Below are 13,728 nucleotides of genomic sequence, written 5' to 3' on the forward strand. Positions count from 1 at the left end.
TTGTAATGGAGCACAATAAACAAAATAATTATCCAAGTATTTGGGTTCAAGATATTCTAAATAAAGACTTTCAATTATCGTTGAGAGTAAAAGAAATTTTGTATTCTAAGCAATCATCTTTTCAAAGAGTTGATGTTGTGGACACTTATGAAGTGGGAAAGGTATTACTCAACGATGGTATTTTTATGCTCAGTGAAAAAGATGAGTTTATTTATCATGAAATGATTAGTCATGTAGCTTTGTTTTCTCACCCTAAACCTAAAAGAGTGTTAATTATCGGTGGTGGTGATGGAGGCACTGCTCGTGAAGTTTTAAGACATGACTGTTTAGAAAAAATAATTATGGTTGAAATTGATGAAGCAGTTGTAGAGGCATGTAGACTGCATATTCCTCAAACAGGAGATTGTTTGAACCAGCATGATCCGAGATTTGAACTGCTGATTGATGACGGGGTTGCTTATATTAAAAATCATATAGCCCAACAAGAACAAAAATTTGATGTGATTATTGTTGATTCAACAGATCCTATTGGTCCAGCAGCGCCTTTATTTAATCATTCTTTTTATGAGAATGTAAAACAATGTCTTAATGAGGGTGGCGTGGTTGTGTCGCAAGCAGAATCACCTTTTTTATTGCAAGAAGAACAAAAGCATCTATTAACAATCTTAAAAGATACATTTGAATCCGTTCATATCTACAACTACTGTAATATGATTTACCCTGGAGGGCCATATTCGTTTTCTATAGCCGGTGATGGTAAACTAAATCCAAAGACAATCGTTAGAGAAGAAGAGGCAAAAGAATTGTTTACCCAGTATTACAGTTTAGAGATGCATAAAAGCAGCTTTATTTTACCAAGATTTCAAAGAGACTATTTAAAGCAAATTTTGCTCTAAAATTTTGTTGTTTGGGTTTATTTTAGCGATTTTTTGTGTTGATTATTAATTGCTTAGCGATTGGAAAAAAATTGCAAAAAATTCAGCTTCAGTTAATGTCTACCCTATATTAAGTTTTCTCGTTTGCAGGATAAAATAGTAAACGAATTGTAGATGAACCTATCTGAGGAGATACAAATGTTAAAAAAAGGAATGATCAGTTTTGTTTTAGTGGCAGCGTTGGCACTATTTCAAACATCATGTGCAACAAAAACAGGTAAAGGTGCCGCTATTGGAGGTGCCAGTGGTGCAGCAGCGGGCGCTGGTATTGGAGCATTGATTGGTGGTAAAAACGGAGCGCTTGCAGGTGCTGCTATTGGTGCAGTTGCTGGTACAGCTACTGGAGCAGCAATTGGCCGTCACATGGATAAAAAAGAAGCTAAACTAAGACAACAAGTTAAAAGTGCAAATATTGAACGTGTTGGCAATGAGTTGATTGTACGTTTTCCTTCTGGCATTTTGTTTGACTCTGGTAAGGCATCCTTAAAACCGGATTCTCAAGGTGATTTGAGTAACTTTGCAGCTGTGTTGACAGAAGATAATACAACCAACCTTATTGTTGAAGGTCATACAGACAGTGATGGTTCAGCAAGCTACAACCAATCTTTGTCACAAAATAGAGCGCAAAGTGTTAGCAGTTATTTGTCTGGTCAAGGTGTTCCAATGAACAGAATGACTGTAGTAGGCGCCGGTGAATCTAAGCCAGTAGCTGACAACAGTACACCAGAAGGAAAAGCCGCCAACAGACGCGTTGTGGTTAAGATTATTCCTGATGCAGCAGCCATTGAAAAAATGAACAAAGGCTAATACAATTTTGCGAAGCCACTTTATGTGGTTGAGTATATAAGAATAAAAGGGGACATGTATTTGTTACGTGCCCCCTTTTTTTATTGCATAGCAATGTTCAAGAGATAAAATTATTGATGAACGCATGGCTGATCGGGCTAGCGCGCTCAAGGCCAGCGCGTTTCATAAAGAATAATTTTAAGATGAAGAGTTGCGAGGCAATTTTATATGGCCGAGCGCACGGGAGTGATAAAACGCAAACCGCGTTTGCGTTTTAGAGAGGGTCGTGAGACCTTCTTAAAAAAAGAGCGAAGCGGGAAAAAATCTTGCTTTGCGGCATGTTTCTTCGTAAAGCAAGGGTATGATTTTAAGCGATACCCAAATAGAAAAAGAAATTGAACAAGGAACGATAAAAATAGAACCGTTTAGACCAAAATGTCTTGGGTCAAACAGTTATGATGTTCATCTAGGTAAAACTTTGGGTGTTTATGATGATGCTGTTTTAGATAGTAAAAAAGACAACAGTGTGCATTACTTTGAAATTCCAGAAGAAGGTTATGTTTTAAAACCCAACGTTTTATATTTGGGGATTACGGAAGAATATACAGAGACCCATAAACATGTGCCTTTTTTAGAAGGCAAGTCTAGTGCTGGACGCTTAGGCATAGATATTCATGCTACTGCTGGTAAAGGCGACGTTGGCTTTTGTAATTATTGGACCTTAGAAATATCTGCACAAATGCCGGTAAGGGTCTATGCAGGTATGCCTATTGGACAGCTGATTTATTTTGAAGTGAGTGGAGAAGTCAGAACCAGTTATGCTACAAAAGCATCAGCCAAATACAATCAAAAAGATGTTAAGCCTATGGGCTCCATGATGTGGAAAAATTTTAAAGTTTCTTAAATAAAGGCAGTTAGCCGCAGGTTGATTTTTTGCGCTTGAAAATTTTGCTCAAATTGAGTAGTTTCCCAACATGGGGAAGTGGATCAACAAAAATTTATTATTATTAATAGGTGTTTTTACTTTAGGCATTGAACAAGTTGTTTATGCGCAAAGTGAACAAGGTATCAGTGAAAACTTGTTTTCTGGTGAAGTAAGGCAGAATTATAGCAGTGGTTCAGCGCGATCATTAAAGGACTTATTGTTTTTTTGGAACGCGGATCTTACCGATGATCTATCAAGGCCATGGAATGATGAATTTGATGTCAGTGCCTATCGTGAGAATCTTAAAAACTCTTGGTATGGAAAGTGCCGTAATAAAGATTTTTACTACTATCCAATACAAGAAGTCACCCTTGCAGGAACTGCAAAGTTAGACGATAAATGCCGACCAGAATTTTTATACTCTTGGGGGAATGAAAAGAAGTTAGAAGAGCTAAAATCTGTTGCTGGAAAAGGTAAGTGGGCGCATGGGTTTGCTCCTTCAATTTCAGATGCTTTATCTGAACAAGATATTAGAGTTTTGTATATGGGTTTGACTCCTGCCAGCACCTTTCCCTACGGTGATGTGATGCTTCGTTTAAAAGTTAGACCAGATGTGAATTTTATAAACATTGAGAGTACTTGGTACAGGGATAATTGGGGGGCTGACTGTTCTAAGGTTCCTCAAAATATTAAAGATAATGTTATTGTGTATAAATATAGGGTGTTTGATGGGCCGGCAATGCCAGCATATCAAGTTTATTTAGAGTATCAAGCATGTTCACCTAGGGTTTTTGAGTCTTGGAGCCATGATACAAAATACAACTATGATGAAATTGTAAAAGATTATTTATGGATGATGTTTGGTGAATCTTGGACATCAGAACATATTGCCTATCAATATTTAGTGGATGGATTATCTATTCAGCAAACAGAAATCTATAGCAAGGGTCGCTTTCACCAGCAAAGTATTGATGGGGCATATTGGACAAAAGAAAACTTTACCCAAATGCTAAAAGTGCAAGTCGATCGAATCAATAATAAGATGGGTGAAGTTTTTTACCATTGGGCTGGTTCTAATCACTATGATTACACACAGCCCATGTGGTTTTTAAATGATGTGCCCTGATATTTTAGTCAGAACACTATTTTTGTTAGCTTTGTTTCTATGACTTAATGGTTACAATCCCAAGCCTTGAATAAATGCATTATTGTTGGAGGGCCTTTGTAAAAAGCCTTCAATCAATATTTCAGCATCTTCACTGCCGCCTTTTTCTAAGATCCATTTTTTATAGTCAAGGCCAGTATTTTGATCTAGAAGACCATTTTTTTCAAAACGGGTAAATAAGTCGGCAGCAAAAACTTCTGCCCATAGGTAGCCATAATAGGCAGAGTCATAGCCGCCCATAAGGTGGCCAAAGCCGGCAACTTTCAGTGAATCTTCTGGCATGGCAATCTTAAAAATGTTTTCTTGCACTGAGCTCCACAGTTGAATTGGGTCGATCTTACCATTGCTTGTGTGGTAGTTTAAATCAACAGTGGCAAACATCAGTTGTCTGCAATAATGTAAGCCCGTGTCACACAGTTTAGAGGCTAAAATTTTGTCTAAAAGATCTTTAGGTAAGGTTTCAGAAGCATTTTTATAATGGCCTGAGAACTTGTTGAGCATGCCCTCATCCCATACCCAATTTTCTAAGACTTGTGATGGGGTTTCGACAAAGTCTCTGGCTACTCTTGTCCCTGAAAATGTAAGGTATGGAGCACGCGTAAGGGTCTGGTGCATGATGTGGCCAAATTCATGAAACAATGTTTCTACTTGATTGATGGGCAGCAAAGAGGGAGTGTCTTGGCTGGGTTTGGGGAAGTTGGCCACAATAGCAGAAACAGGTTTGTTGTAGCTGCCATCTGGTAAAAGTCTCCCAGACTTTAAGGTGAAAGCGGCCGCATGCGGATATTTGTTTTCACGAGGGTACAGGTCCATGTAAAAGTAAGCTAGAATGTTAGAGTTGTTTTTTTCACGAATGCTAAACAATTGCGCATCGTTGTGCCAAGTAGAATGGTCTTCAATTTCATTGAATTCTACATTGAATAAGTTTTGATAGATTTCAAACATACCTTTGATGACAGTTTTTGTCGGAAAATATTCTTTGATAATTTCTTGGTCAACTTGGTATTTTTCTTTTTTGAGTTGATTCATGTAGTAACGCCAGTCCCAGTCGTCTAAGTGTTCTGCTTGTGCCAAATCTTTTTGTTTTAACTCAAGCAAGACTGCTAGCTCTTGTTTGAGTTTTGGTTGTAATTTTTGTCCAAGGTCAGTGAGAAATTGATTAACATTGTCAGGCGTTTTAGCCATGCGTTCTTCTAAGATAAAAGCTGCGTGGTTTTCATAGCCCATGATTTTGGCTAAAATATGGCGTAAACGTAAAGCCTTTTTAAATAAAGTTACGTTTTGCTCACCGCCACGTTTGAAGAATTTTTCTTGTAAATATTTACGCGTAGCTGCATTTTTGGCGTTTTCCATCACTGAGAAATAGTGAGGATAAGCCAATGTTACGATGTATTTGTCATCCTCGTTTTTTTCTAATTGATTTAAGAAAGACTCAGGTAAGCCATCAAGTTCACTTTTTGTAAACTCAGCTTGATCGGAATGCTCGGCTATATTTTTGCTGAACTGTGATTGTAATTCGTTTAAAACTTTGCTTAAGGTGTTGTAACGAGAGCGTTTATGTTGATTCAGTTTCATACCAGAGCGTTCAAAAGCCAGAAGGGTTTTATCAACCAGACGTTTATCAACTGCACTGAGATTCAAATAAGATATTTTATCTTTAAAGCTTGCTAAGACGGTATAAAGCTTTTCCCTAGTATATAGGTCTACATAAAATTGATCAATGCGTTGCTGGCAAGCAAAGGCAGCATCTCTCAATGTTTTATCTGCTGAGACGCTATTGAAAAAAATTAATGGAAGGTAGCTGTCAGCAAAGTCTCCTAGACTTTGATCTAAGGCAACAAAAGTATTTTCAAAATTGACTGTTTCAGGACGCAAGTTCTCTATAGCAAATAAAGCCTCTTCAAGTTTTTTTAGACTCTTTTCACATTGTTGAGTTATTTGTTCAGCGTTTAAATTGAAATTGATGGGTGAATTTTCCATGTTTTTCTTTATGGGACATATCCAAAAAAAAGCAAATAAAAAACACTTCTACCAAGCATTAGAAAGGATAAATGATGGTGCTGAAATTTTTTTTTACAAGCTAAATTATTAAATTAATAAATGTTTCTAATAAAAATATTAGGGAAAAAGAATTTTTTTGTTGTAATTTTTGTTGATGTTGTCTAACAAGACACCACTATGCAGAAAAATATTTTGCGTTTCGCGCTAAGTTTAGGGGTTAGTTTAATTGTAAGCTCTTGTATTTCTACAGAAAAAGAGAAGTTTTTTGGTACAACAAAGCCAAAACACGCTCCCAATGTTTTGTGGATTAACAATGGTTCAGAACCACAGTATATGGATCCACAAAAAGCTTCCGGTGCACCTGATGGTGAGATCGTTAGAAATATGTTTGGGAGGCTAACGGAAATCAATCCAAAAACCGGTAAACCTATTGCAGATATGGCTGAGCGGTGGGAAATCTCAGAAGATGGAACTGAGTTTACCTTTTATATGCGTAAAGGTTTGCAATGGTCAGATGGTAAGCCCTTAACTGCGCATGATGTTGAATATTCATGGTTGCGTCTTTTGGACCCAGAAACAGCCTCTGTTTATGCCAGTTTGGGTTTTGATATTGTTAATGGTGATGCCTACAACTTGGGGGCAATTTATATTAAAGGTGCTCAGGCCAGTGTTGAAAAAATTAAAGAGGGTCTTAAAGGTATAGAACTTGGTGATATTAAACGTTCTAAATACCCAGAAGGCTTCATGGTCTATCCTGAGGGTGATGATAAAGATGCAGTCAGAAAAGCGATCTTGAAGGCCGTCAACGAAGATGAAAAATTAGGTGCAGCAATTTCTGCTGAGCCAGCTGCAAAAAAACATGTTCAAGTCAAAGCATTAGATGATGAGCGATTTTGGGTAAAACTTAACGGTCCTTTACCGTACTTCTTAGCAATGATTGAGTTTTATATTTTTGCCATTGTTCCTGAACATGTCATTGAAAAAGTTAAAGCGCGTGATGGTGATGATAGTTTGTGGGTTAGACCAGAAAATATTGTCTGTAATTATGCTTATTGTTTAGAGGAGGAAGCTTTTAGACAATATAAAATCTTTAAAAAGAATCCTTTATTCTGGGACGCTGCAAACGTAACAATTGACACGGTTAAGGCCTATTCAATTGAAAGTGCAAATACCAATATCTTTATGTACAGAACCGGTGAGGTTGATTGGACTGGAGCCAATACCGATGTGCCTTTGGAATATATTAAGAAACTTAAACACCAAGAAGATTTTCATATTGATCCTTATTTAGGAGTTTATTTCTATGGTTTTAATGTTGATTCAAAACCTTTAGATGATGCTCGGGTGAGAAGAGCTTTAAGTAAAGCAGTTGATAGAAAAGCCTTGTCTGAGATTTTAGGGGGCGGAGAGATTCCTTATGCAGATATGGTCATGGATGGCTTGGCTGGGTATGAAGCATTGGGGACACCATTGTTTGAGCCAGAAGAAGCCAGAAAGCTATTGGCAGAAGCAGGATTTCCAGATGGTAAAGGCTTTCCAAATTTAAACCTTGTTTACAATACTCAAGAAAAACACAAGCAGATTGGACAAGCTGTTCAGCAAATGTGGAAAGAAAATCTTAACATAGAGATTGAGTTGGTGAACAAAGAATGGAAAGTTTACTTAGATGATATGACTGCAAGAAATTACGATATCATCCGCAGAGGTTGGATTGGTGATTTTATTGATCCTTATACTTTTTTAGAGTTGGCTTTATCTACTTCAGGAAATAATAGAACAGGCTGGAAAAATGCAGAATATGACAGGCTTATTCGTGAAGCAAATATCATGAGTGATTATGATAAGCGTTTGGAAATGATGCGGGAAGCAGAAAAAATTCATGCCCAAGAAATGCCGTTTATGCCCTTGTTTTTGTACACAAGAAATCATATTAAAAAGCCATACTTAAAAGGCTTTTACTTTGATTATCAGGGTCACCATCACTGGAGATACATGTACATTGATGAGCGCTACTATGATGGTAAGTACCATAAAGAATTACCAGAGGAAGATGATCCTTTAAGAAGAAGCCCAGTGTGGCCGCCATCCAAAGAGACTCAAACCATAACTTTAGATGAAATTAAAGGTATTAAAAAAACAGAAGATGACAACTCAAATGAAACAAGTAAGGTGGACGCATGATTAGATTTATTGCAAGACGTTTGGTCGGCATTGTTATTACATTTTTTGTGGCAATCAGCTTATCGTTCTTTATAGTGCGTTATGCTAAAGGTTCGCCTTTTACTTCTGAAAGAGCCTTAACCGCAGAAGTTAAGCAGGCTTTAGAAGAACGCTATGGTTTTGATAAGCCTTTAAGTGTTCAATATGTAAACTACATGAAAAAAGTGTTTTTTGAATTTGATCTTGGTTTATCTACAAAATATCCAGACAGAACCGTCAATGAAATTATTGGCATGAGTTTACCAAAAACCATGCTTTTAGGTATGTTTGCCTTGTTTTGGGCTATTTTAGTGGGGATGACGGCCGGAATTATTGGGGCAGTGAAGCAAAATACCAAATGGGATTTTGCTGCCATGTCTTTGGCTGTGGTTGGTATTAGTTTGCCAAGCTTTGTTTTGGGTCCGATTCTGGCATTGATTTTTGCGTTAAGTCTATTGTGGTTTCCTGCTGGTGGTTGGGGAACATTCAGCCATTTAGTTTTACCAGCGATTACATTGGGAACGCTCAGAGCGGCGTACATTGCTCGCTTATCTAGAAGCGGAATGTTAGAGGTTGTTCGTTCTGATTTTATCAGAACAGCGCGGGCAAAAGGTTTAAAAGAGTCCTATATCATTTGGAAGCATGCGCTAAAGGGAGGTGTTATTCCAGTTGTTAGTTATTTAGGGCCTGCCATTGCTAACATTATGGTGGGTAGTGTTGTGGTAGAAAAGATTTTTAATCTACCTGGCATGGGCCCATACTTTGTTGATGCTGCTTTTAACCGGGATTACTTTTTAGTTTTGGGAGTTGTGATTGTTTACTCAGCATTTCTTTTATTTTTAAACTTGGCGGTGGATGTTGCTTACCGTTTATTAGATCCGAGGGTAGAGTTCAATGGCTAATACAGTAGAAAAAAAACAAGAAGAAAGAGTGATTGTTGAAGGTACATCTTTATGGAAAGATGCCTATAGACGCTTGAAAAAAAATAAACCAGCCATGGTATGTCTTTATGTGGTTTTGTTTTTAGTGCTGCTTTGCTTTTTAGGTCCATGGGTGATTGATACATTTTTCCCAAGCTACAGTTATAGGCAAACAGATCTAGTCCTTAAAGCACAGCCACCATCATTAAAGCATTGGTTTGGAACTGACTTTTTAGGAAGAGATTTGTTTTCTAGGGTTTTGATGGGCGGTAAGATCAGTATCAAAATTGGTTTGATTGCAGCAATTGTGGCAGCCATTTTTGGTACAGTTTATGGAGCTATATCTGGTTATGCTTCACGTAGAGTGGATAACCTTATGATGCGCTTTGTAGATGTGATGTACTCTTTGCCTTACATGTTTTTGGTTATTATTTTTATCACCATGACAGATAGTAAAAGTGAAGTTTTGCTCTTTGCTGCCTTGGGTCTAGTGGGGTGGTTGACTACGGCTAGGATTGTTAGAGGGCAGGTTTTAGGGTTAAAGAACAGAGAGTTTGTATTGGCGGCAAAAAGTGTTGGTGTTAGTTCTGCCGGAATTATTTTTAAACACTTGATTCCTAATACCTTAGGTCCTGTTATTATTTACTTTACCTTGACCGTACCAACCATGATTTTGCAAGAAGCTTTTTTATCTTTTCTAGGTTTGGGGGTCCAACCACCAAAACCAAGTTTGGGTTCATTGATTAATGATGGTGCCAATCACATGATAGCCTTTTGGTGGGAGTTGGTTTTTCCAGGAATGTTTATGGCAATCTTGTTGTTTTGTTTAAACTTTTTAGGTGATGGGGTCAGAGACGCTTTAGATCCTCAAATGAGGAAGGATTAATCATGTCAAATGTACTAAGTATCAATAATTTAAAAACATATTTTAAAACCGAAGGTGGCGTGGTTAAAGCCTGTGACGGGGTTTCCTATGAGCTTAAAAAAGGTGAAGTTTTAGGTGTAGTAGGGGAAAGTGGCAGTGGCAAGTCGGTCACCGCTATGTCGGTTATGCAGTTGATTCCACAACCTCCGGGATATTATGCTGGCGGAGAAATTATGTTTGAAGGCAAAGATTTGCTTAAGCTTTCTCAGCGACAAATGCGTGATATCAGGGGGCAGAGTATATCAATGATCTTCCAAGATCCAATGACAGCCTTGAACCCATATTTAAAAATTGGTACGCAGTTGATTGAAGTTTTGGTAAGGCATAGAACCAAAAAAATGAGCTCAGATGCTGCGTTTAAACGTTGCGTAGAGATGATGGCAAGAACGGGTATCCCTATGCCAGATAAAAGAATGAATATGTATCCACATGAGTTGTCAGGCGGTTTAAGGCAAAGGGTGATGATTGCCATGGCATTATTGAATGAACCCAGTGTTTTGATTGCAGATGAGCCTACGACTGCTTTGGATGTGACCATCCAAGCTCAGATACTTGATTTAATTAAAGAGCTAAATCACAACTTTGGCACCAGTGTTATTTTTATCAGTCACAACTTAGGCGTTGTTGCAGGTATGACTGATAGAGTAGCGGTCATGTACGCAGGCAGAGTGGTTGAAACTGCGTCAACTTTTGAATTATTTAAAAATCCTCAACATCCTTATACCAAAGCCTTGTTGGCCAGTTTGCCAAGATTGGATGAAGAGAAAGGCAGCTCTCTTAAACCCATTGTTGGGCTTCCTCCAAGTTTAGAAGATTTACCCAGTGGATGTTATTTCCATCCCAGATGTCCAAAAAAAGTGGAAAAATGTGAGCATAATTATCCTGATAGAAAAGTTATCAGTGATGGTCACTGGGCAACATGTTGGGAAATTAAGTAAGATAAGTTTTTAGATTGGTGGAGATTGAGTGATGAGTGAAAATATTTTAAAAGTTGAAGATCTTAAAGTACATTTTAAACTAAGACAAAAAGGTATATTTGGGTCTGAAGTACAAACTGTGAAAGCTGTGGATGGGGTAAGTTTTGAAGTAAAAAAAGGAGAGACTTTAGGCTTAGTAGGCGAAAGTGGTTGCGGTAAATCAACATTGGGACGTGCTATTTTGCAGTTGATTCAACCAACATCCGGCAAAGTATTTTTTGAAAATCAAGAAATTACCGCTATGAAAAATTTGCAAAAAATGCGTAGGAAGATGCAAATTATTTTCCAAGATCCATATGCTTCTTTAAATCCTAGAATGACGGTTGAAAGTATTATCTCAGAACCACTAAAGACATTCAATGTAGCACAAGGTTCAGAACTAACCAGAAAAGTGCAAGAGTTGATGGAAATGGTGGGCTTAAGACCTCAGTATATCAGACGCTATCCGCATGAATTTTCTGGTGGTCAACGCCAAAGAATCGGGATTGCTAGAGCCATTGCGCTTAATCCAGATTTGATTATTGCGGATGAACCGATCAGTGCTTTAGATGTATCCATTCAAGCCCAGATTTTAAATCTAATGCAAGATTTGCAAAAAGAATTAAATTTAACCTATGTTTTTATTGCGCATGATTTGGCTGCGGTTAGACATATCAGTGATAGAGTTGCCGTGATGTATCTTGGTAAATTGGCTGAAATAGGAACTGCGGATGAAATTATTAAAAATCCACAGCATCCTTATACCAAAGCTTTGATTTCAGCAATTCCAATTCCAGATCCACAAGTTGAAAAAAATAAACAAAAAACTGTTTTGCAAGGGGATGTGCCAAGCCCATTAAACCCACCCAAAGGCTGTAGGTTTCATACGCGATGTCCAATTGCCAAAGATGTGTGCAAACAAGAAATACCTTTATTAGAGCATAAAGTACAACGTATGGTTGCTTGTCATCTTGTGTAATAAAATAAAGAGAAGAATCACAGGAATTAAAAAATTAGATCTTTACTGAAATTAACATAATAAATGATACGTTTAAGCTAGCTCGGTGGTAATTTTGTTTTCACTGTGCAAAGTTTTATGGACTGGACAGCGATTGGCTATTTCTAAAAAACGTTGTTTTTGTTCTGGACTTAGGTTGCCTTCAAGATAAATTTTTCTTTGAATAAAATCAATTTTTCCTGTTTTGGTTTTGCAATCTTGACAATCTTTGGCATGGATTTTTTCATGTTTTAGCTCAACTTTAATAGAGTTTAGGTTAATTTGTTTATGACGAGCATACATTCTTAACGTCATGGAAGTGCAAGCACCTAAAGATGCTAAAAGCAAGTCATAAGGATTAAGGCCAAGATCTTTTCCTCCAAGGTTTTGAGGTTCATCAGCAATAATTGTATGAGAGGAAGTACTTATTTTTTGGGTCAGCGTTTGTTTGAGTTCCTCGACAATAACTGTTCCATGTTCAATATCAAGCTTTGTATTGTCTATAGGTAAATGGCGATCAAACCAACTGGCAATAAGTTGTCCAACGTAGAGGGCATCTTCTTTTTTGCTGAGTAAATGATCTGCTTGGTCTAAGCTTATAAAACTCTTGGGATGCTTGAGTTTTTCATAAAGTGTTTGTGCATGTTTAATACTAACAATGTTATCAATGGGTGAATGTAAAATTAAGCTATGTACTTTATGCTGAGGAGCAAGGTGTTCCAAATCAATGTTTTGAATGTCATGCATGAATTGATTACAAAGTACAAAAGGTTTTTGTCCCAGATTAAACGTATAATGCCCATCTTGCTGTTCAAGATGTTTTTTTAGATGAGAGGGGTGACTTGGTGCTCCAATACAGACCATGGCTTTAAGGTGCGGAAGTTTATGGGCTAGAGCCAATACAGCTGTTCCGCCTAAACTATGACCAATAATTAAAGAAGGACTCTGGTAGTGTGCCTGCATAAAATCTACAGCGGACTGTAAATCTTGTAGATTAGAACTGAAATTAGTTTTTGAAAAATCACCTTGGCTTTCACCCAAGCCTGTAAAATCAAAACGTAAAGTGGCTATGCCTTTGTCAGCAAGCTCTTTAGATATTCTAGCGGCTATCGCAATATCTTTAGAGCAAGTGAAGCAATGGATAAAAAGTGCATAACTGCGCGGAGGAGTGATAAGCGGTAAATCGATTTTTGCACTGAGGGTTTGTTCTTGTATGTTGGTAAAGGTTACGTCATTTGTTTGCGTCAACATAAGGGTCTCCAAGAAATGAAATTCCTTTGTAAAGCTATTCATTTTCAAGTCATTTTGCTAGGATACCCTCTTAATACAACCTTATTCTCTTTACTTCAAAAGAAAGGACAATTTTATGAATAAAAAGTTAATGGTCTTGTGTTTATGCTTAGCTTTAGCAGCTCCATCCATGGTTTTTGCTAAAAAAAGAGGTAAAAAACAATCTGAAAGAATTAAAGAAGGTGTAAAAAGTGGACAGCTTACGCAAGAAGAAGCGCAAGAGTTGCGGCAAGATGGAAAAGTCATTAGAGAAGAAGTAAAAGCTGCAAAAGCTGATGGTCAAATTGATGAAACCGAAAAAGTTAAAATAAAAGAAATGCGTCAAGAGCGTTCCAAGAAAATTTATCAAGAAAAACATGATAATGAATACACCTTAAGCAAGGCCAAGAAAAAGAGAATGCAGCAAGCTCTTAACTCAGGTAAAATAACAGCGACACAAGTGCAAGAGATTGAAGATGAAAACATGAAAATTAAGGATAAGCGTCATGAATTCATGAAAAATGATAATAAGCTAGATGACAAAGAACGTGAACAACTTAAAGAAATGCGAGAGGCGCTTCGTACCAAGATGAAAACGTATATGAATGAATAATATTTTTATAATGGCTACATAAAGTAAAAAGGTGCTG

At 37.4% G+C, this 13,728-nt stretch carries 12 protein-coding genes; 10 read left to right on the forward strand and 2 right to left on the reverse strand.

The features are described from left to right. Nucleotides 1–5 precede the first annotated feature (5 nt). From speE to PKC21_04220, 4 genes are all read left to right on the forward strand, one after another. The gene (speE, locus tag PKC21_04205; GenBank protein HMR24541.1) at nt 6–896 is read left to right on the forward strand and encodes a polyamine aminopropyltransferase; all 891 of its coding nucleotides are present in this window, start codon (nt 6–8) and stop codon (nt 894–896) included. 177 nt (nt 897–1,073) lie between these two features. Further along, a complete protein-coding gene (locus tag PKC21_04210; GenBank protein HMR24542.1) occupies nt 1,074–1,742 on the forward strand; it encodes an OmpA family protein in 669 nt (222 codons plus the stop codon). A 340-nt stretch (nt 1,743–2,082) separates the two neighbouring features. After that, a complete protein-coding gene (gene dcd / locus PKC21_04215; GenBank protein ID HMR24543.1) occupies nt 2,083–2,625 on the forward strand; it encodes a dCTP deaminase in 543 nt (180 codons plus the stop codon). A 70-nt stretch (nt 2,626–2,695) separates the two neighbouring features. Continuing rightward, nucleotides 2,696–3,772 carry a hypothetical protein gene (locus tag PKC21_04220; protein ID HMR24544.1) on the forward strand — a complete coding sequence of 359 codons (1,077 nt, stop codon included), beginning with the start codon at nt 2,696–2,698 and terminating at the stop codon, nt 3,770–3,772. 51 nt (nt 3,773–3,823) lie between these two features. On the opposite strand, the gene PKC21_04225 is transcribed toward PKC21_04220, so the two are convergent. After that, nucleotides 3,824–5,791, reverse strand: a complete 1,968-nt coding sequence (locus tag PKC21_04225) for a M3 family metallopeptidase (protein HMR24545.1) — start codon at nt 5,789–5,791, stop codon at nt 3,824–3,826. 198 nt (nt 5,792–5,989) lie between these two features. On the opposite strand from PKC21_04225, the gene PKC21_04230 reads away from it, so the two are divergent. Genes PKC21_04230 through PKC21_04250 form a run of 5 tightly spaced genes read left to right on the forward strand, consistent with a single transcriptional unit; the run spans nt 5,990 to nt 11,791 of the window. Further along, complete coding sequence (locus PKC21_04230; protein ID HMR24546.1) at nt 5,990–7,993, forward strand: peptide ABC transporter substrate-binding protein; 2,004 nt, start codon at nt 5,990–5,992, stop codon at nt 7,991–7,993. Further along, nucleotides 7,990–8,913: an ABC transporter permease subunit gene (locus PKC21_04235; protein HMR24547.1), complete on the forward strand. Its 924-nt coding sequence runs from the start codon at nt 7,990–7,992 to the stop codon at nt 8,911–8,913. Before PKC21_04230 ends, PKC21_04235 begins: the two co-directional genes overlap by 4 nt. Next, the gene (locus PKC21_04240) at nt 8,906–9,817 is read left to right on the forward strand and encodes an ABC transporter permease (protein HMR24548.1); all 912 of its coding nucleotides are present in this window, start codon (nt 8,906–8,908) and stop codon (nt 9,815–9,817) included. Before PKC21_04235 ends, PKC21_04240 begins: the two co-directional genes overlap by 8 nt. Nucleotides 9,818–9,819: 2 nt before the next feature. Then, nucleotides 9,820–10,794 carry an ABC transporter ATP-binding protein gene (locus PKC21_04245; GenBank protein ID HMR24549.1) on the forward strand — a complete coding sequence of 325 codons (975 nt, stop codon included), beginning with the start codon at nt 9,820–9,822 and terminating at the stop codon, nt 10,792–10,794. 31 nt (nt 10,795–10,825) lie between these two features. Next, nucleotides 10,826–11,791, forward strand: coding sequence for a dipeptide ABC transporter ATP-binding protein (locus PKC21_04250; protein ID HMR24550.1), 966 nt, complete (start codon nt 10,826–10,828; stop codon nt 11,789–11,791). 72 nt (nt 11,792–11,863) lie between these two features. Here the strand turns inward: PKC21_04250 and PKC21_04255 are convergent, their stop codons facing one another. Then, nucleotides 11,864–13,060: an alpha/beta fold hydrolase gene (locus PKC21_04255; GenBank protein HMR24551.1), complete on the reverse strand. Its 1,197-nt coding sequence runs from the start codon at nt 13,058–13,060 to the stop codon at nt 11,864–11,866. 115 nt (nt 13,061–13,175) lie between these two features. Here PKC21_04255 and PKC21_04260 point away from each other — a divergent pair, with 115 nt between their 5' ends. After that, on the forward strand, nt 13,176–13,691 hold the full coding sequence (locus tag PKC21_04260; GenBank protein ID HMR24552.1) for a hypothetical protein: 516 nt from the start codon (nt 13,176–13,178) through the stop codon (nt 13,689–13,691). The last annotated feature ends 37 nt before the right edge of the window (nt 13,692–13,728 follow it).

The organism is Oligoflexia bacterium (assembly GCA_035326705.1).
Taxonomy (GTDB): Bacteria; Bdellovibrionota_G; JALEGL01; order JALEGL01; family JALEGL01; genus JALEGL01.

Bases quoted from the DNA above. Each gene is read 5' to 3' on its own strand.
- PKC21_04220 (HMR24544.1), top strand. From the start codon at position 2,696: ATGGGGAAGTGGATCAACAAAAATTTATTATTATTAATAGGTGTTTTT.
- PKC21_04260 (HMR24552.1), top strand. From the start codon at position 13,176: ATGAATAAAAAGTTAATGGTCTTGTGTTTATGCTTAGCTTTAGCAGCT.
- PKC21_04225 (HMR24545.1), bottom strand. From the start codon at position 5,791: ATGGAAAATTCACCCATCAATTTCAATTTAAACGCTGAACAAATAACT.
- PKC21_04230 (HMR24546.1), top strand. From the start codon at position 5,990: ATGCAGAAAAATATTTTGCGTTTCGCGCTAAGTTTAGGGGTTAGTTTA.
- speE (HMR24541.1), top strand. From the start codon at position 6: ATGGAGCACAATAAACAAAATAATTATCCAAGTATTTGGGTTCAAGAT.
- dcd (HMR24543.1), top strand. From the start codon at position 2,083: ATGATTTTAAGCGATACCCAAATAGAAAAAGAAATTGAACAAGGAACG.
- PKC21_04210 (HMR24542.1), top strand. From the start codon at position 1,074: ATGTTAAAAAAAGGAATGATCAGTTTTGTTTTAGTGGCAGCGTTGGCA.
- PKC21_04250 (HMR24550.1), top strand. From the start codon at position 10,826: ATGAGTGAAAATATTTTAAAAGTTGAAGATCTTAAAGTACATTTTAAA.
- PKC21_04240 (HMR24548.1), top strand. From the start codon at position 8,906: ATGGCTAATACAGTAGAAAAAAAACAAGAAGAAAGAGTGATTGTTGAA.
- PKC21_04255 (HMR24551.1), bottom strand. From the start codon at position 13,060: ATGTTGACGCAAACAAATGACGTAACCTTTACCAACATACAAGAACAA.
- PKC21_04245 (HMR24549.1), top strand. From the start codon at position 9,820: ATGTCAAATGTACTAAGTATCAATAATTTAAAAACATATTTTAAAACC.
- PKC21_04235 (HMR24547.1), top strand. From the start codon at position 7,990: ATGATTAGATTTATTGCAAGACGTTTGGTCGGCATTGTTATTACATTT.